Here is a 16,858-nt window from a genome sequence, read left to right as displayed (position 1 = left end):
GCATGCTGGCAACCCTTACAGATTTTAAACAAAAGATTACCCTGATCCGCGACAGCGGCATCCAGTTCCTCGACTTCGCGCTGAAGCCAGTGTGGGATGACGGACTGCCTGCCAAATTTGTGCGCAAGAGCGCCAACGGCCCGTTATTGCGCCTCGACTATAACCCGCAAAATGGTCGTCACTTTTTACCGGGAGTGGATGGCGGTGCGCCGGAAGTGGTGCGTCCTGAATTCAGTTTCCCGCTGGAACAGTCGCTGAAACTGCTTGACCAGATCTGGCTGCCGTTGCCGTTCCTGCGCTTTAATCCGCCGCGCACCTTTATGGCCGGTCCCGACAACTGGGCGCGGGTGCAAATCCGTGAACTGGATACCCCGGAAGCGGATGGCAGCACGCACCGCGTCGTGATTGCCTTTGATACCCGCGTAGTGGAAGGCGATGACGAACAAACCCAGCTCGCACCGACACCGGATGACGTCAAAAACGGCATCAGCTTTGCGCTGGCATGGCATAACGAAGAACTGCCCGATTTCCTCGATCAGACCTGGGTGGACGGCTGGTTACGTGAAGTATTCACCGAGCAGTCCGCTATCCGCGAGGAACGTGAAGCGCGCAATATTAAAGTCGCCCTGCGTGAATTCGAATATCAGGCACATTATCTGAATCTGCTGGAAATGCTCGGCAGCCAGCTTGGTATCCCTGAACTGAAAATTAATGGCGCGACGTTGCAGGAACCGGCGATTAACGTCGATCTGATTCTGGATGTGGGTAACTCGCACACCTGCGGCATTCTGGTGGAAGACCATGCAGGCGAAACCGATGGCCTGAAGCAAACCTGCGAACTGCAACTGCGCGACCTCTCTCAGCCGCATTTTCTTTATAACGAACTGTTCGAGAGCCGGGTGGAGTTTGCCCAGGCTCGCTTTGGTAAACCGAACTTCTCTGTCGAAAGCGGCCGTGATGACGCCTTTATCTGGCCGTCAATTTTACGCGCCGGTCGGGAAGCCAGTCGTCTGGCACTGTTGCGCGAAGGAACGGAAGGATCGACCGGGATTTCCAGCCCGCGCCGTTATTTGTGGGATGAAGACAGTTATACGCCGGGCTGGCGTTTCAGCCAGGGCGGTCACGGTGCGATTACCGAGCCGGTCGCTGCAGCCATGCCGCTGACATTTCTGATCAATGACGACGGTCAGCCGCTGTCTGATCTGCCTGCGGAAGATCGCCTGCCGGTGTTCTCCGCCCATTACAGCCGCAGCTCGGTGATGACGCTGATGCTGTCGGAACTGCTGGCGCAGGCGCTGATGCAAATTAACAGCCCGGCGCAGCGCACCCGTATGCTGCGATCTTCCGCACCGCGCCAGTTACGCAATATTATTCTGACCCTGCCCTCGGCGATGCCGAAACCGGAGCGTGAAATTTTCCGCCGCCGTATGCAGGAAGCCATCGGGCTGGTGTGGAAATCCATGGGCTGGCATCCCTCTGACGACGCGTTTAAAAACCAGAACGACAAAGCCAAAAGCAGCGTGCCGGTGCCGGATGTGCAGATGGAATGGGACGAAGCAACCTGCGGTCAAATGGTGTATCTCTACAACGAAACGCAGGTGAATTTTGGCGGTCATACCGGCGAGTTTTTTGCCAGCATGGCGCGTCCTGACCGCGAACTGGCCGACGATGAACCGGTGGGCAAAACCCTCCGTATCGCCTCGATTGACATCGGCGGCGGGACGACCGATCTGGCCATCACGCAATACTGGCTCGATGACGGGATGGGGAATAATGTCAAAATCACTCCGCGTTTACTGTTCCGCGAAGGCTTTAAAGTGGCGGGCGACGATATTCTGCTGGATGTCATTCAGCTCTATATTTTACCTGCGTTACATGCGGCGCTGAAGAAAGCCGGACTGGCTAACCCGGACAGCCTGATGACGCGCCTGTTTGGTAGCGAGGGGCGCATGGACGGGCATGCCACCTTGCGTCAGCAAAGTACGCTGCAAATTTTTATCCCGCTGGCGCGGTCAGTGCTGGAAGTTTACGAACGCTTTGATCCGCTGGATACCCACGCAGAAATTGATGCGCCATTCGGTGAATTGCTGGAACAGACACCGACGCTGAAAGTGCTGGATTATCTGCATACCGAAATCCAGCGCGTTCTGCCTGCCGGTTCGGCGGTATTTGATCTTCTTCAGGTACCGCTGGTACTGAAACTCAGCAAACTGCACAGTGAGTTTTTATCCAACCGCATGAGCATTACGCAGAACCTGCGTTCGCTGTGTGAAGTGGTGTCGTTGCATGACTGCGATGTGTTGCTGCTGACCGGTCGTCCTTCGCGTTTCCCCGGCATTCAGGCGTTGTTCCGCCATCTGCAACCGCTGCCGATCAACCGTATGCTGTCACTCGATGGTTATCACACCAGCGGCTGGTATCCGTTTAACAAACTCGGGCGCATCGACAACCCGAAATCCACAGCAGCCGTCGGCGCAATGCTGTGTCTGCTGGCGCTGGATTTACGTCTGCCGGGCTTCTATTTCAAAGCCGGTGATTTCCAGCCGTATTCGACCGTGCGCTATCTCGGTATGCTCGACGGCAATCAGGTGCTGACTGAAGATAACGTTTGTTACGGTGATATCGATCTTGATGCCCATGATTACAAACTCGATAGTGCGGCCAGTTTCCGCATTCGCGGTGCCATTTGTCTGGGCTTCCGCCAGCTGGAAAATGACCGCTGGCCAGCCTCGCCGCTGTATACCCTGTCCATCGCGGAACCTGAACTGGCGCGTAAAGTGGCGGGTGACAGTGTGCTGCGGGTGAAACTGGCGGTGAAAAAAGGGGAAGATCATCCGACGCCGGAATTTTTTGATATTGCCAGCGCGGTGCTGGATAACGGCACCAAAGTGCCTCCTCATCACCTGCGCCTGCGGCTAAATACACTGGGCGAGAGCCATTACTGGATCGACAGTGGGAGCGTATTCGTCTCATGACAACAAGCACGACAGAAACAAACGCCGGTCTGACCACCAATGTTTTGCAGCGTCAGTTTGCGGCGGTATCTGACACCATCGGCGAGGCGCTGGGCTGGGTCGACGCCACACGCGCTGAAGCTCCGCGTCTTGATCTGGAAGCCGACCGGCTGAATTTGCAGTTAACACGCTGTCGCGAGAAAGCACAGCGCCTGGCACAGGCCTGTGAACTGCCGCCAGCACTGGGTTTTTACGGGCATTCTCAGGCCGGGAAATCGTACCTGATTTGTTCGCTGGCGGCCGGTAACTACGGGCGACTGGAGACTCGTCTCGGGGGTGTCACGCTCGATTATCTGACCCAGATTAACCCCGGTAACCGTGTGGCGCGTTTCGCCACCCGTTTTACCCGTCAGGCAGACGTCAGGGATCGCGCATTTCCGGTTCGTGTGCTGCTGCTCAATGAAGCCGATCTTGCCCGCATCGTTATCCGCGCTTTCCAGCCGGACAGTCATTACCCCGTGGCGGACACACAGCAAATCACCGAGCACCTCAGTAAACTGATGATGCACCGTCAGCCGGAGCCGGTAGACGGCTTTACCAGCGAACAGATTATGGGATTATGGGATTCCATGATTCGCCTCGATCCCCGCCGTTTCCGTTATCTGAATGCACATTACTGGCCAGTGGCGGTGAAGCTCGCGCCTTATCTGAACATCGACGATCGCGCACGTCTGTTCTCTCTGTTATGGGGCAACGACCCTGCGCTGACGGCAGCGTATCGCCACTATGCCCACACGCTGCAACACCTCAGCGGTGCAGAAAGCCTGCTGGCACCGTTGAGCATTCTGGTTGATGACGCCATGCAACCGGCAGACGGTATTTTCAGTCAGTCGCCCGGCTGGGATATTCAGATCCCGGTTTGCCCGCAATGGGGAGATGAAAGCGCACCATCTGTGACGTTGTCACTGGCTGAGCTGACCATGCTTGCCTCTGAAGTGCAAATACCCCTGCTTTCCCCACCACGCGAAGTCCTGTTCGAACAGATCGATTTACTGGATCTGCCGGGTTATGGCGCGCTGACTGATGAAAGCGGTGAGGATGAACATTCCGATCTGTTCCGCGCAAAAATTTCTTATCTGCCGGAGCGCTATACCGACCGGCATGAAATGAACATGCTGATGGTTTGCACGGCGGCTGACGTGCGTGATGACGTGGTTGCCGTGGGCCGCACGCTGGAATACTGGGTCAAAGAAATGCACGGCGAAAACACGCAGGTGCGTGACCGCCGCAAACCGGGACTGGTGTGGGTATTCACGCCGTTCGATCGCCGCATGAGCGGATCGGCACATTTCGACGAGGCCGTTCAGCGTCATGTGGGCAATCCGGGTGATGCCTGGGGCGCGCTGCTGGCGATGGATGATCGCGGTCTGCAACGTATGGCAGATTATCTGGCGGCTGAAATTCGTCCGGAAATCAGGCTGAACCGTCTGAGCGAAATACGTGACGAGCTGCGTCGTGAACTGGCGGATAACCTGCTCGGACGCTGGTATCAGGCGGGCGACAAAGCCGATCCGGCACAAAAACAACGCACAGTTCAGACCGTCATTAAAGCGCTGCAAACCCGCACGGGTGTTCACGGCGAGCTGCTGGAAAAACTGCTGCCCGGCCGCGACGAACTGCACCGTATTTATCACGAACATGCCGGTAAGCAGGCCGAAACGGGCGAGCAGGATGAATCTGGCGTGGAAAGTTTTGGTATTGGTATTGATATCGATTTATTCGCTGAGCAGCAGGACGTGCAGGTCTGGCAGGAAAAACCGGACGACGGCACGGCGTTTGCGCGCCAGGTACAGCGTTACTGGATTAACCATCTGCGCAGCCTGCCGGAAAACGAACCGCTGATCGCCCTGCTTGGCGTGGCTAAGCCAACAGTCGAGTTGCTGATGGAAGAGTTGATCACCGCCAGTTTCCGTCTGAACATGGGCGATGCGCTGGTACGTTCACTCAGTGGTACGTTATCTGCGGGGACGCGTGAACATGAGCATCATGCGGATCGTCAGGTTTCACGTGCCCTGACGGTGCTCGGTGATTTTGTTGCCTGGCTGGGCTTTGAGAAGCAAGCAGAAGCCGGACGCCCGGAAAGCCGTATCAATAAGGGCAATAAGATTTTTGCCAAGCCGAAGAAAAGCGTTGCAAGCTGGAAGTCATCCCGCCGCCTGACAAAACTTTCTGCCACGCCGACCAATTCCACGGCGTTTTACATTTACGACTGGCTGGTCGGTTTGCAGGAAAGCATCATGCGCAACGCCGGTTACGCGGCGGGCGGGGAAATCCCTGCGCAGCGGCGGGAAAGTCTGGAGCGATTACTCAATACACTGAAAGCCAACAACTAATATCAAAAACCGGAACCGCACAATGCTGTTCCGGTTTTTTTTTACAGTGAGTGTCTGCGCGTGGCTGACGTCAAACAGAGACATAACCGCAGCATGAGTCACACAAACCCGGCGTAATCCGTCTATACCTAGTGGGGTAAGAAAATATCATTCACCGCTTTGTGCCCCGCACAGAGCAGAAACGGAGTCCATTATGACTGATATCACCAAGTTGTTAGGCAAAGAAGCCGATTCACTTCTTCAGCATCAATGTTCCACCATCACCTCAGACCAGCTATACCTGCCGGGAGCCGATTTTGTTGACCGTGTGATGATCGACAATAACCGTTCGCCGCGCGTACTGGCTGCGATGCAAAACTTGTATAACACCGGACGGTTAGCCGGTACCGGTTATCTGTCGATTCTGCCGGTCGATCAGGGTGTTGAACACTCAGCGGGCGCCTCGTTTGCCGCGAACCCGTTGTATTTCGATCCTAAAAATATTGTTGAACTGGCGATCGAGGCAGGCTGTAACTGCGTAGCGTCAACTTACGGCGTACTGGCTTCCGTTTCACGCCGCTACGCCCATAAAATTCCGTTCCTGGTCAAACTCAATCACAACGAAACCCTGAGTTATCCGACACAATATGACCAGACACTGTATGCCAGTGTGGAACAGGCGTTTAATCTCGGTGCGCAGGCTGTGGGCGCGACCATTTATTTTGGCTCAGAAGAGTCACGTCGCCAGATAGAAGAAATTTCAGCCGCTTTCGAGCGGGCGCATGAACTGGGCATGGTGACCGTGTTGTGGGCATATTTGCGTAATCCGGCGTTTGTGAAAGACGGCAAAGATTACCATTCCAGCGCCGACTTAACCGGCCAGGCAAACCACCTTGCAGCGACCATCGGCGCAGACATTGTGAAACAGAAAATGGCAGAAAATAATGGTGGCTACAAAGCGGTTAAATTCGGTTATACCGATGAACGCGTCTATTCCAAACTGACGACCGATCACCCGATTGATCTGGTGCGTTATCAGCTGGCGAACTGTTACATGGGGCGGGCCGGATTGATTAATTCCGGCGGTGCCGCAGGTGAAAATGATATTCAGGAATCCGTGCGTACAGCGGTCATCAATAAACGCGCTGGCGGGATGGGACTGATTCTGGGGCGTAAAGCCTTCAAGAAATCAATGAAAGAAGGCGTGGGTTTGATTAATGCCGTTCAGGATGTGTACCTGGATACGAAAGTGACGATTGCCTGATCCTGATTTTGCACAATAAAAAAGGCCGGAAGATTACCCTTCCGGCCATGTTTACTTGTTTCGATTATTTGCTCAGTTGCTGAACTAACAATTCTGCCGCTTCTGCGGAAGAACCCGGATTCTGCCCGGTGATCAGCAGACCATCCTGCACTACGTAAGAACCCCAGTCAGCGCCTTTCGAATACACACCACCCAGTGCTTTCAGTTCATCTTCCACCAGGAAAGGCACTACGTCGGTCAGCTCAACCGCTGCTTCTTCGCTGTTGGTGAAACCGGTGACTTTTTTGCCCTGTACCAGCGGATTACCTTGTGCATCTTTCACATGACGCAGCACGCCAGGCGCATGACACACCAGCGCAACGTGTTTACCCGCAGCCTGGAATGACTGGATCAGCTCAATGGAGGTTGTATCTTCCGCCAGATCCCACAACGGGCCATGACCGCCCGGATAAAAGACTGCATCAAAATCAGCCTCAGAAATGCTGTCCAGACGCACGGTGGAGGCCAGTTGAGCCCTCGCCTGTTCATCGGCTTCAAAGCGGTGGGTTTGCTGCGTCTGGAAATCCGGTTCGTTACTTTTCGGATCCAGCGGTGGCTGGCCGCCAGCCGGGGACGCCAGCACAATTTCTGCGCCTGCATCTTTAAAAGCGTAATACGGTGCTGCCAGCTCTTCCAGCCAGAAACCCGTTTTACGGCCCGTGTTGCCCAGTTTGTCGTGCGAAGTCAGAACCATCAGAATTTTCATGTTGTTTATCCAGGTTGTTGATGCTGTTGAAATGTTTGTATAGTAGACCAGTCGTCTTGTAATCATTTTCAAAAAAACACCTCAACGTGAGGTGTCATTTGTTACGCATCAGCTTACTGCGGCTGATGGATAATCTGTTGTGTCATCGTCATGGCGGCGTCAAAAGGTTGCGTATTACGTAAAATTTTCACCATCACACTTGACCCGAGCCACAACTGATACAGCCCTTGTGCGGCAATCAGCGGCGCATCATTGACGGCCATCGATCCTTCTTTAATTCCCGCTTCAATCGCCCGGGCAATGCGGCTGATAATGCCGGAAGTGCCATCATTCAGCGCCTGACGCATCGGTTCAGAAAGATCGGCTACTTCGGCACCCAGTTTCACGGCGAGGCATTTACCCTGACAGTCGTAAAATGACTGACTCTCCTGCCATTGCTGCCAGTAATTCATCAGACGCTGCGCCATCGTCAGCCCCGGCTGGGCCAGGGTAACATCCATCGCAGACAGGTAATCCTGAAAATAGCTTTTCAGCAGTTCCTCACCAAATGCATCTTTCGACGTGAAGTAGTAATAAAACGACCCCTTCGGTACGGACGCGGTGGTCAGAATTTCATTCAGGCCGACTGCCGAGAAACCTTTCTTCGCCATGAGGGACTGCCCCACAGCAAGAATGTGTTTACGCTGGTCAGTTTTGCCTGTGTCAGATGCTTTTGTCGTGTTCATGGGCTGACAATACATTGAATTAGACCAGTCGTCTAGTGGTTAAGAAAAAAATTGATGTCCACTGTTCCTCAGTGCCGGTAAATGTCGGTTTTTCGTCAGGAATTAAATCCGGCAATCTACAAAATCTCCTCAACTTTCTGTAAATTTGGCCGATGAAAGTTCTTTCGGTTATATACAGTTTACGCTTCTGGGGTGATACGGATGTTGATAGGAATAGATTTAGGCACTTCAAACTGCGCAGTTGCCATCTGGCAAGACGGTCAGTCCGTTCTGGTTCCTAACGTCTATGGAAAAAATCTGACACCCTCAGTGATCGGTCTCGATGATAACGGTCATGTCCTGGTCGGCGCGCCTGCACAGGCGCGGTTATTTACCCACCCTGACCTCACCCTTTCCAGTTTTAAACGTTTCATGGGCACGGAGCATCAGTTCCGGCTTGGACATCAAAACTTTCGTGCGGAAGAGCTCTCCGCCCTTCTGCTGCGCAGCCTGAAAGCGGATGTTGAGCAACATTGTGGCTGTGAGGTGAAGCGCGCCATTATCACCGTTCCTGCTTATTTTAATGATATTCAGCGCAAGGCCGTGAAGGCTGCCGGTGAACTGGCGGGACTGCATGTTGAACGTCTGCTCAATGAACCGACGGCGGCGTCACTGGCCTACGGGCTGGTGAATCAGCAGGAGCAGAAATTCCTGGTGTTCGATCTGGGGGGCGGCACGTTTGACGTTTCAATTATCGATATGTTCGAAGGCGTGATTGAAGTGCGGGCCAGCAGCGGCGACGTGTTCCTCGGTGGCGATGATTTTACCCGCAGTCTTGCCGGCTGGATGCTGGCGCAGTATCCGGAGCTGGATAAAGACGATAACGCCCTTTTCGGACAGTTGATTACGCTGGCGGAAAAAGCGAAATGCCAGCTGACCACGCAAGACAGCACGCCACTCAGATACCAGTGGAATGACAGATCGCTGAACTGGACGCTGACCACTGAAATTCTGGCGCAATGCTGTGAAAGTACGCTGGAGCGGATGAAAAAACCGGTGATTCAGGCGCTGCGCGATGCCAGGTTCTCCGCCGATGAAGTGGATCATGTGGTGCTGGTGGGCGGTGCAACGCGAATGCCACTGGTGCGTCAGGCGGTGGCCCGTCTGTTCGGGCGCTTCCCACGCAGTGAGTTACAACCGGACGAAGCCGTGGCGCTTGGTGCCGGTATTCAGGCCGGACTGGTCTTGCAGGATCAGGCGCTCGATGACATCGTGCTGACCGATGTGATGCCGTTTACGCTCGGCATCGGAATTTCCCGCCCTAAAGGCGACGGCTACGAAGACGGTCATTTTCTGCCGCTGATTGAGCGAAACAGCTTTGTACCGGTGAGTCGCGTGGAAACGATTGTCACGATCTCCGATCAGCAAAAGTACCTGAATCTGTCCATTTATCAGGGTGAAGCACGGCGGGTCGCCGACAATATACTGCTCGGATCGCTGGCCGTTGATGTGCCTCCGCGCCCGGCAGGTGAAATGAGCGCCGAGGTGCGTTTCACTTACACGCTCGACGGCATTCTGGAAGTGGAATGTAAAATCACCAGCACCGGGCAGGTGGAAAAACTGGTGATTGAGAAAGCGCCGGGCAGCCTGACACCTGCGCAAATTACCGCAAGTCTGCTGAAACTGGAAAACATCAAACAGCATCCCCGTGAGCAACTGGTAAACCGCCAGCTGGTAGCAGAAGCCAATGCGTATTATGAACAAAGCCTTGGCGACCAGCGGCAGTTTATCGCTGCTCAGCTGTATCGCTTTGAACATGTGCTCGACACGCAGGATGCCCGGCAGATTGCGGCAGCGCGTAAGGAATTTGAGGCGCTGCTGGTGCATCTGCGCAGTGAGTGGGAATAGCCCGATGGCGATCTGGTCAGTTCTGGGGATAGAAGCCACGCAGGACATCAGCGCGATCAAGCGGGCCTATGCGCGGCAGCTCAAAAACACGCGACCCGATCAGGATCCCGAAGCGTATCAGCGTCTGCGGGAAGCGTTTGAATCAGCCCGGCGCGGCGATTATGTGTGGAATACCAGTGACGCTGTCACTTATTCATCTCCCCTTTTGCCGATGACTGATGACGCATTAATCAGCCGGACGCAGGTCCACCATCTGGTATCCGATACCGTCAGCCTGCTGCTGGAAAATGAACAGGCTGGCGTGGCGTTGCTGAAAGTTTGTCTGTCAGAAGAATTGCTGCAAAATCTTCAGTTGCGCGAAATGTTCAGTCAGCAGCTGGCGTGGGATCTGGCGGAGCGTGAAGGACTGACCCGCCCGGTGCTGGTGAACGTTGCCGTGCTGATGGGATGGGAAATTGACCATTATCAGCCCGTCGGGATTTCGCTTTGTCAGCTTGATGCGTTGCATCAGCAAATTGAAAATACTGCCGGAAGTCGTTGCCGGGATGATTCCGGTACACGCTGGGGTGAAGACTGATGTTTCTTTTGAATTCAGGATTAATGACGTGGGCGATGGAATGAGCAGCCAGGGAATTTGGTCAGTTTTAGGCATTGAGCCCACTCAGGATCTCAGCGTGATTAAACGGGCTTATGCCCGACAGCTGAAAAATACCCGTCCGGACCAGGACCCGGAAGGGTATCAACGTTTGCGTGAAGCCTTTGATGCGGCGAAAAATCAGGGGAATGACGCGACAATCAGTGACGTTGTCACAATACATGAGCCATTTGCTGAGGTTGTCCCACAGACCTTTTTGCAAAAACCTGCTCCGTTTAACCCCGTCAATGAGATCCGGCAGGAAACCTATCGTGATACTGCGCTACGGCGAAAAATCATTTCACAGGCAACTGAAATTATTGATGAAATGATGGGCGATGAAACTGCCGGCCTTAAGCGTCTGGATGTTTTTCTCAAGAGCAATGTGCTGCAAAACCTTGAACTGCACGAATTGTTCAGTCAGGAACTGGCAGCGCAATTAAGTGATCGTGAAGGGTTATATTCCGCACTTCTGATCAAGGTCTCCGACATTATGGGCTGGGATGTCGACCATTATCAACCCGGTGGCATCTCACCTTACAGGCTGGCGGCCCTGCAACGTCAGGTTGAGATGACTGGTGCGAAACGTTACTGGTCGGTGATGGTACGTGCATATCAGGATTCAACACTGAATCGGTTGCGCTTGCGGTTACTCACGGTTGAAGGTGCAACCGTGCCCTGGTGGGCAAAGCTGGTACCCGATTTTATGACATCACTGAGCAATAAACTCAGAGAGATCAGAATGTATCATCCTGCGTTATTACCCTATTTAAATTCTGTGCTGCTGAAAACCCTGTCTGAAACCCGGGTAGCGCTAAGTTGGGGAACTGTTTTCCTGAACGGCTTCTGGCTTTTGCTGATCATGTTGGCGACGCGTGAACATCCAGAGCCGTGGCGCTCGCGTATCTTACTCATCGCGATTATCGGGTTGTATATTCACGGTTACCGTTACCTGGAGCGAAAGTTGCGTTATCGCCCGCGTATGTTATGCGCGACAGAATGTGTGTTGTCGGTGCTCTCGACCGCGATTATGGTGAAAATAATGCTGGGTTTCTTTACGATGTTTAAGCCTGACGCAGGAAATATGGTTATGGCATTCACCAATTATGGTGTACTCAGTGCCAGCAGTTTTTGCGTGCTCTGGATGATGGCACCAAAACACTGGAAATGGTACGGCGTGCCGTTAAACGCGATTATCATATTGGCGATGCTGCCGCGGCAGTTGATGGGAAAAAGTGCCGGAATCGTCAGAGCTGTAGCGTTTATCGCATTACTGGGGGGGTATTCCCTGCTGATTGCTTTCGGCTTCCGTTAAGGTTGCGGGTGGTTAATCCACCCGCTGTTGTTTTACTCTGCCAGAGTCCAGACACTGACGCTTCCGGCAGCGCAGTAAAATTGCGCGCTGCCTTGCTCGTCGGTTGTAATGATATCCTCGCGGTTTTCCAGCACGTCCCGCCATTTTTTACCGGCGAAGTTGTCGCCCAGATCAATCGTTTTCTCACCTGCTTCGCCGTTGGACATCACCACCACGCAGCCCGGGTGTTCTGCGGTGCCGCTGCGTGAAAACGCAATGCAGTTCGGGTGATCGAAATAATCGGTTTGTGCCCCCCATGCGTAGCGCTGACGGGCTCTGATCAGCGCTTCCAGTGGCACAATCGCAGGCAGTTCAATCGTGTAATTGTTACCGTCGTCCCCTTCATCCTCGTAACTTGCGCCGAATAAATCCGGATAAAATACGATCGGCACGCCCTGTTCCCGCAACAGGATTAACGCGTAGGCCAGCGGTTTGAACCACGGCTCAACCGGGGCTTCAAGAGACTGTAACGGCTGCGTGTCGTGATTGGCCACCAGGGTCACGGCATGCTCCGCATCGGCGGCAACCAGGGTGTTATCAAAAATGGTGGTCAGGTCAAAATCCGCTCCCTGCTTCGAAGCATGGTGGAAATTCAGCTGCAACGGCGCATCGAACAGCATGGTTTTGCCCTCCACCTGATGGATGTAATTTTGCAGCGTCTGGACATCGAATGACCAGTATTCCGCGACCAGATACATCGGCTGTTCGGCTTCCGCCTGAATATGGTCAATCCATTCTTTATAGAACCAGGCCGGAATATGTTTCACTGCATCAAGACGGAAACCGGTACAGTTCGTTTGTTCCATGATCCAGCGGCCCCAGTATTTGAGTTCCTCGCTGACCGCGTTATTGCGAAAATCGACGTTGGCTCCCATCAGATAATCGTAATTGCCAAACTCGTCGTCGACCTGATCGTTCCAGCCGCCGCCGGTGTAGTCGTTAACGATTTTGAAAATGCCCTGTTCATCCGGGTTTTCAATATGGTCGACACCGCTGAAGCAGTGAAAATCCCAGATAAATTTCGAATACCGGCCCTCACGGGCGGCAAAAATGAAACGTGTCCACGCTTCCGCTTCAATGATGTCATCACTGATTTCTTCACGGTTATCAATGTTAACGCGGTTAACCTGCACGCGTTCTTTCTCATCCGCCCCCATTTTATGATTGAGCACCACGTCAAGAATGACGCCCAGCTTATGCTGTTTCAGTGCGCCGATGGCCGCAAGTAATCCCTCTTTGTCGCCATATTTAGTGGCCCGGGAGCCTTTCTGTTCAAACTCGCCCAGATCAAACAAATCATATGTGTCATAGCCAACCGAATATCCCCCGGATTCGCCTTTATAGGCGGGCGGGAGCCAGGCAGCGGTAATGCCAATCTCAGCCAGCCAGGCTGCTTTTTCGGCCACCTCCGGCCAGAGCTTCCCCCCATCCGGGTAATACCAGTGAAAGAACTGAAACAACGTAGGATTCTGCATACAGACTTTCCATTCAGATGACCAGGAAATGAAGTATGGAGCAGGAACGAAAAAAATGCGGTAAAAGGCAAAAAAAAGCCGGTCAGCAAAGTGACCGGCTATGGGCATGTTGGAAAACGGAATCAGTTGATATCAGGATGCTGAGCAATCAGATTTTTTCTTTTTGCTTCAAGTTCAACAATCTGCGCATCAATATCTTCAATTTTCTGTTCGATGTTATCGTGATGTTCCTGGAGGATTTCACGCGCTTCCGCACGGTCTGAGGCCGCCGGTGTGGCGCCTTTCAGCGGACGGTTGGCGGTTTCTTTCATAAAGATACCGGTCACCAGACCAATCATCGCCACCACCATCAGGTAATACGCGGGCATGTACAGGTTATTGGTTGTTTCTACCAGCCACGCCGCGATCGTGGGCGTCAGACCCGCAATCAGTACTGAAATGTTGAAAGCAATCGCCAGCGCGCTGTAACGGATATGCGTCGGGAACATTGCCGGTAACGTTGACGCCATCACACCGATGAAGCAGTTCAGTAGCACCGCGAGGATCAGCAGACCTAAGAAAATCAGGCCTATCACATCACTGTTAATCAGAATGAAGCACGGGATAGCCAGAATGAACAGGCCGATGCTGCCGATGATCACGAAAGGCTTACGGCCAAAGCGGTCGCTCAGCATCCCCATGAATGGCTGTACAAACAGCATACCGACCATGATGGCGATGATGATCAGCACACCGTGATCTTCAGAGTAATGCAGGCTGTGGGACAGATAGCTCGGCATGTAGGTCAGCAGCATGTAGTAGGTGACGTTTGTGGCAATCACCATGCCGACACAGATAATCAGAGGCCGCCATTGCTTGGTCAGGATTTCACGGAAAGAGACTCTTGGCGGTTCAGCGATGTCTTTGCGTGCATCGCTGTCGATTTTATCCACGTGCTGCTGGAATGTCGGGGTTTCTTCCAGCGCATGACGCAGATAAATACCGATCAGGCCCAGCGGCGCAGCAATGAAGAACGGAATACGCCAGCCCCATTCGAGGAAGTTCGCCTCACCCACAATGCTGGAAATCAATACAACGACGCCCGCACCGAGAATAAAACCGGCGATGGAACCGAAATCCAGCCAGCTACCGAGGAAGCCGCGTTTCCTGTCAGGAGAATATTCCGCAACGAAAATCGCTGCACCGGTATATTCGCCACCCACCGAGAAACCCTGCGCTAATTTTGCCAGTAACAGCAAAATGGGCGCCCAGATACCGATGGAGTTATAACCGGGTATCAGCCCGATACAGAAGGTGCTGACGGACATGATGATGATGGTGACGGAAAGGACTTTCTGGCGACCAAATTTGTCGCCAAGCGCACCGAAGAACAGGCCGCCCAGAGGCCTGACAAGGAACGGTACGGAAAAGGTTGCCAGGGCGGCAATCATTTGAATACCCGGGTCTGCACCCGGGAAAAACACCTGCCCTAAAGCAAAGGCCACAAATCCATACACACCGAAATCAAACCATTCCATCGCATTGCCCAGTGCTGCGGCGGTAATGGCTTTTTTCAGTTTGGTGTCGTCAATGATAGTAATGTCATTGATTTGCATAGGTTTCACACGTTTTTTTCTTAATCTCATCTTTTACATCCCTTTTCTAAAATACTCCACCGTGTAAGCGTGAGATATTTTGTTCGTACTCTTTAATCATCCAGAGTATCAATAGCATTTGAGTAAGCTATATCATTATAGGATGGTTTTACGCTGTGGCAAAAGCCAACCGTTTTGTGATCAGCTTTGCACTTTTGTTTTCACCCGACGCCGTTTTATCTCACTAAGTGGTAATGTGTTTTCAAATTAATGAAACTGCATTTTAATTAATGAAAAGGAAGCCAGAACACCGGCTGATTTCAAACTACTTGTGGGGTGAATCATGGCAAAAGGTTCTCAGATTCAATTTAATTTCCATACCGTTCAGGACCCTCAGACCGGTGCGCGGGTAACCCGTTTAACGCCGCCCGATGTGTTGTGTCATCGCAATTATTTCTATCAAAAATGCTTTACCCGTGATGGCAATAAACTGTTGTTTGCCGGTGAGTTTGACGGCAACCGCAACTATTACCTGCTGGATTTGAAAACACAGAAAGCGGTGCAACTGACGGAAGGCAAAGGCGATAACACTTTTGGCGGTTTCCTCTCTCCGGATGATCAGTATCTTTACTACGTCAAAAATGAACGTAGCCTGCAGCGCGTAAAACTGGCTGATTTTAGTGAGCACACCGTGTATCAGGTGCCGGAAGAATGGGTTGGCTACGGCACCTGGGTGGCCAACAGCGAATGCACCCGTCTGGTGGGTATCGAGATCAGTCGTGAGGACTGGACGCCCCTGTCAGACTGGAAAATCTTCCAGGCGTTTTATCACAGCAATCCGCACTGCCGTCTGTTGCGCGTCGATTTACTCAGCGGGAAATCCCGTGTGATCCACGAGAAAAACGAATGGCTCGGACACCCGATTTATCGCCCGTTTGATGACAACACCGTCGCTTTCTGCCACGAAGGCCCCCACGATCTGGTTGATGCACGCATGTGGCTGGTGAATGAAGACGGCAGCAATGTGCGTAAAGTGAAAGAGCATGCGCCAGGCGAAAGCTGCACACATGAATTCTGGGTACCGGACGGTTCTGCGCTGATGTATGTGTCTTATCTGAAAGGCCAGCATGATCGCCACATCCGCCGTTTCGATCCGCAAACTGGTGAAGATGTCTGTCTGATGACTATGCCGGCCTGTTCGCATCTGATGAGCAACGAGAATGGCACGCTGCTGGTCGGTGACGGTTCCGGTACGCCGGTAGATGTGAAAGATACTGCCAGCCATACGATTGAAAACGATCCGTGGTTGTATATTTTCGATGCCAAAACCCGTCAGCATGCTCCTCTGGCCGCGCATAACAGTTCATGGCAAGTGCTTGATGGCGACCGGCAGGTGACGCATCCGCACCCATCTTTCTCGCCCGATGACCGTCACGTGCTTTTCACCACCGATTACGAAGGCTTACCGGCACTGTATCTGGCGGAAATCCCGGATGCCCTCCTCAGTTCATTACGCAAGGACTAACCGATGTTTACGTTTAAAAAAGATATTCCCTTACAGGATCTGGGTGACGGTGTGAGCCGTCGCGTTCTGGCGCATGACGGCACCATGATGGCCGTTGAAGTGTATTTTGAAGAAGGCGCCATTGGACCGATGCATAACCACGTGCATGAACAGCTGACATATGTGTTGTCCGGTCGCTTTAAATTCACGATCGGTGAAGAAACCCGTGAAGTAAGCGCAGGCGATACGCTGTATAAAAAACCGTACATCATGCACGGCTGCGTCTGTCTGGAAAAAGGTGTGTTGCTCGACACGTTCACGCCGCAACGACAAGATTTTTTATAATTCTTTCTGATCATAAAAAAAACCG

The 16,858-nt window shown here is 53.0% G+C and carries 12 protein-coding genes; 8 read left to right on the top strand and 4 right to left on the bottom strand.

Annotated features, from left to right (window positions below; genetic code table 11):
* The first annotated feature begins 2 nt into the window (after nt 1-2).
* The 3 genes from UC14_RS15105 (at nt 3) to fbaB (ending at nt 6,590) form a co-directional block, all read left to right on the top strand.
* Nucleotides 3-2,975 carry a virulence factor SrfB gene (locus UC14_RS15105; RefSeq protein ID WP_013577742.1) on the top strand — a complete coding sequence of 991 codons (2,973 nt, stop codon included), beginning with the start codon at nt 3-5 and terminating at the stop codon, nt 2,973-2,975.
* Nucleotides 2,972-5,347, top strand: a complete 2,376-nt coding sequence (locus UC14_RS15100) for a virulence factor SrfC family protein (protein ID WP_112197986.1) — start codon at nt 2,972-2,974, stop codon at nt 5,345-5,347. Before UC14_RS15105 ends, UC14_RS15100 begins: the two co-directional genes overlap by 4 nt.
* A gap of 193 nt (nt 5,348-5,540) precedes the next feature.
* Complete coding sequence (gene fbaB / locus UC14_RS15095) at nt 5,541-6,590, top strand: class I fructose-bisphosphate aldolase (RefSeq protein WP_013577744.1); 1,050 nt, start codon at nt 5,541-5,543, stop codon at nt 6,588-6,590.
* 64 nt (nt 6,591-6,654) lie between these two features.
* Here fbaB and UC14_RS15090 read toward each other — a convergent pair whose 3' ends face one another.
* Both UC14_RS15090 and UC14_RS15085 read right to left on the bottom strand, forming a co-directional pair.
* Nucleotides 6,655-7,335 carry a type 1 glutamine amidotransferase domain-containing protein gene (locus UC14_RS15090; protein WP_112197985.1) on the bottom strand — a complete coding sequence of 227 codons (681 nt, stop codon included), beginning with the start codon at nt 7,333-7,335 and terminating at the stop codon, nt 6,655-6,657.
* Between the two features lie 113 nt (nt 7,336-7,448).
* Entirely contained in the window at nt 7,449-8,060 is a 612-nt protein-coding gene (locus UC14_RS15085) for a TetR/AcrR family transcriptional regulator (RefSeq protein WP_112151581.1), read from the bottom strand.
* Nucleotides 8,061-8,261: 201 nt separating this feature from the next.
* Here UC14_RS15085 and UC14_RS15080 point away from each other — a divergent pair, with 201 nt between their 5' ends.
* Genes UC14_RS15080 through UC14_RS15070 form a run of 3 tightly spaced genes read left to right on the top strand, consistent with a single transcriptional unit; the run spans nt 8,262 to nt 11,896 of the window.
* The gene (locus UC14_RS15080; protein ID WP_013577747.1) at nt 8,262-9,947 is read left to right on the top strand and encodes an Hsp70 family protein; all 1,686 of its coding nucleotides are present in this window, start codon (nt 8,262-8,264) and stop codon (nt 9,945-9,947) included.
* A gap of 4 nt (nt 9,948-9,951) precedes the next feature.
* Nucleotides 9,952-10,524 carry a J domain-containing protein gene (locus UC14_RS15075; protein WP_112197984.1) on the top strand — a complete coding sequence of 191 codons (573 nt, stop codon included), beginning with the start codon at nt 9,952-9,954 and terminating at the stop codon, nt 10,522-10,524.
* 28 nt (nt 10,525-10,552) lie between these two features.
* On the top strand, nt 10,553-11,896 hold the full coding sequence (locus UC14_RS15070; protein WP_232829692.1) for a hypothetical protein: 1,344 nt from the start codon (nt 10,553-10,555) through the stop codon (nt 11,894-11,896).
* 32 nt (nt 11,897-11,928) lie between these two features.
* Here UC14_RS15070 and amyA read toward each other — a convergent pair whose 3' ends face one another.
* Both amyA and proP read right to left on the bottom strand, forming a co-directional pair.
* Entirely contained in the window at nt 11,929-13,410 is a 1,482-nt protein-coding gene (gene amyA, locus UC14_RS15065) for an alpha-amylase (RefSeq protein WP_112151358.1), read from the bottom strand.
* A gap of 122 nt (nt 13,411-13,532) precedes the next feature.
* Entirely contained in the window at nt 13,533-15,035 is a 1,503-nt protein-coding gene (proP, locus tag UC14_RS15060) for a glycine betaine/L-proline transporter ProP (protein ID WP_013577751.1), read from the bottom strand.
* A gap of 292 nt (nt 15,036-15,327) precedes the next feature.
* Here proP and UC14_RS15055 point away from each other — a divergent pair, with 292 nt between their 5' ends.
* Both UC14_RS15055 and UC14_RS15050 read left to right on the top strand, forming a co-directional pair.
* The gene (locus UC14_RS15055; RefSeq protein ID WP_112151357.1) at nt 15,328-16,509 is read left to right on the top strand and encodes an oligogalacturonate lyase family protein; all 1,182 of its coding nucleotides are present in this window, start codon (nt 15,328-15,330) and stop codon (nt 16,507-16,509) included.
* A 3-nt stretch (nt 16,510-16,512) separates the two neighbouring features.
* Nucleotides 16,513-16,833 carry a cupin domain-containing protein gene (locus UC14_RS15050; RefSeq protein ID WP_013577753.1) on the top strand — a complete coding sequence of 107 codons (321 nt, stop codon included), beginning with the start codon at nt 16,513-16,515 and terminating at the stop codon, nt 16,831-16,833.
* Nucleotides 16,834-16,858: the final 25 nt, after the last annotated feature.

This window comes from Rahnella sp. NRRL B-41462 (assembly GCF_003263525.1).
In the GTDB taxonomy this organism is placed as follows: Bacteria; Pseudomonadota; Gammaproteobacteria; order Enterobacterales; family Enterobacteriaceae; genus Rahnella; species Rahnella aceris.
This window is presented reverse-complemented; position numbering and strand designations above follow the sequence as displayed.

Bases quoted from the DNA above. Each gene is read 5' to 3' on its own strand.
- UC14_RS15105 (WP_013577742.1), top strand. From the start codon at position 3: ATGCTGGCAACCCTTACAGATTTTAAACAAAAGATTACCCTGATCCGC.
- UC14_RS15100 (WP_112197986.1), top strand. From the start codon at position 2,972: ATGACAACAAGCACGACAGAAACAAACGCCGGTCTGACCACCAATGTT.
- fbaB (WP_013577744.1), top strand. From the start codon at position 5,541: ATGACTGATATCACCAAGTTGTTAGGCAAAGAAGCCGATTCACTTCTT.
- UC14_RS15090 (WP_112197985.1), bottom strand. From the start codon at position 7,335: ATGAAAATTCTGATGGTTCTGACTTCGCACGACAAACTGGGCAACACG.
- UC14_RS15085 (WP_112151581.1), bottom strand. From the start codon at position 8,060: ATGAACACGACAAAAGCATCTGACACAGGCAAAACTGACCAGCGTAAA.
- UC14_RS15080 (WP_013577747.1), top strand. From the start codon at position 8,262: ATGTTGATAGGAATAGATTTAGGCACTTCAAACTGCGCAGTTGCCATC.
- UC14_RS15075 (WP_112197984.1), top strand. From the start codon at position 9,952: ATGGCGATCTGGTCAGTTCTGGGGATAGAAGCCACGCAGGACATCAGC.
- amyA (WP_112151358.1), bottom strand. From the start codon at position 13,410: ATGCAGAATCCTACGTTGTTTCAGTTCTTTCACTGGTATTACCCGGAT.
- proP (WP_013577751.1), bottom strand. From the start codon at position 15,035: ATGAGATTAAGAAAAAAACGTGTGAAACCTATGCAAATCAATGACATT.
- UC14_RS15055 (WP_112151357.1), top strand. From the start codon at position 15,328: ATGGCAAAAGGTTCTCAGATTCAATTTAATTTCCATACCGTTCAGGAC.
- UC14_RS15050 (WP_013577753.1), top strand. From the start codon at position 16,513: ATGTTTACGTTTAAAAAAGATATTCCCTTACAGGATCTGGGTGACGGT.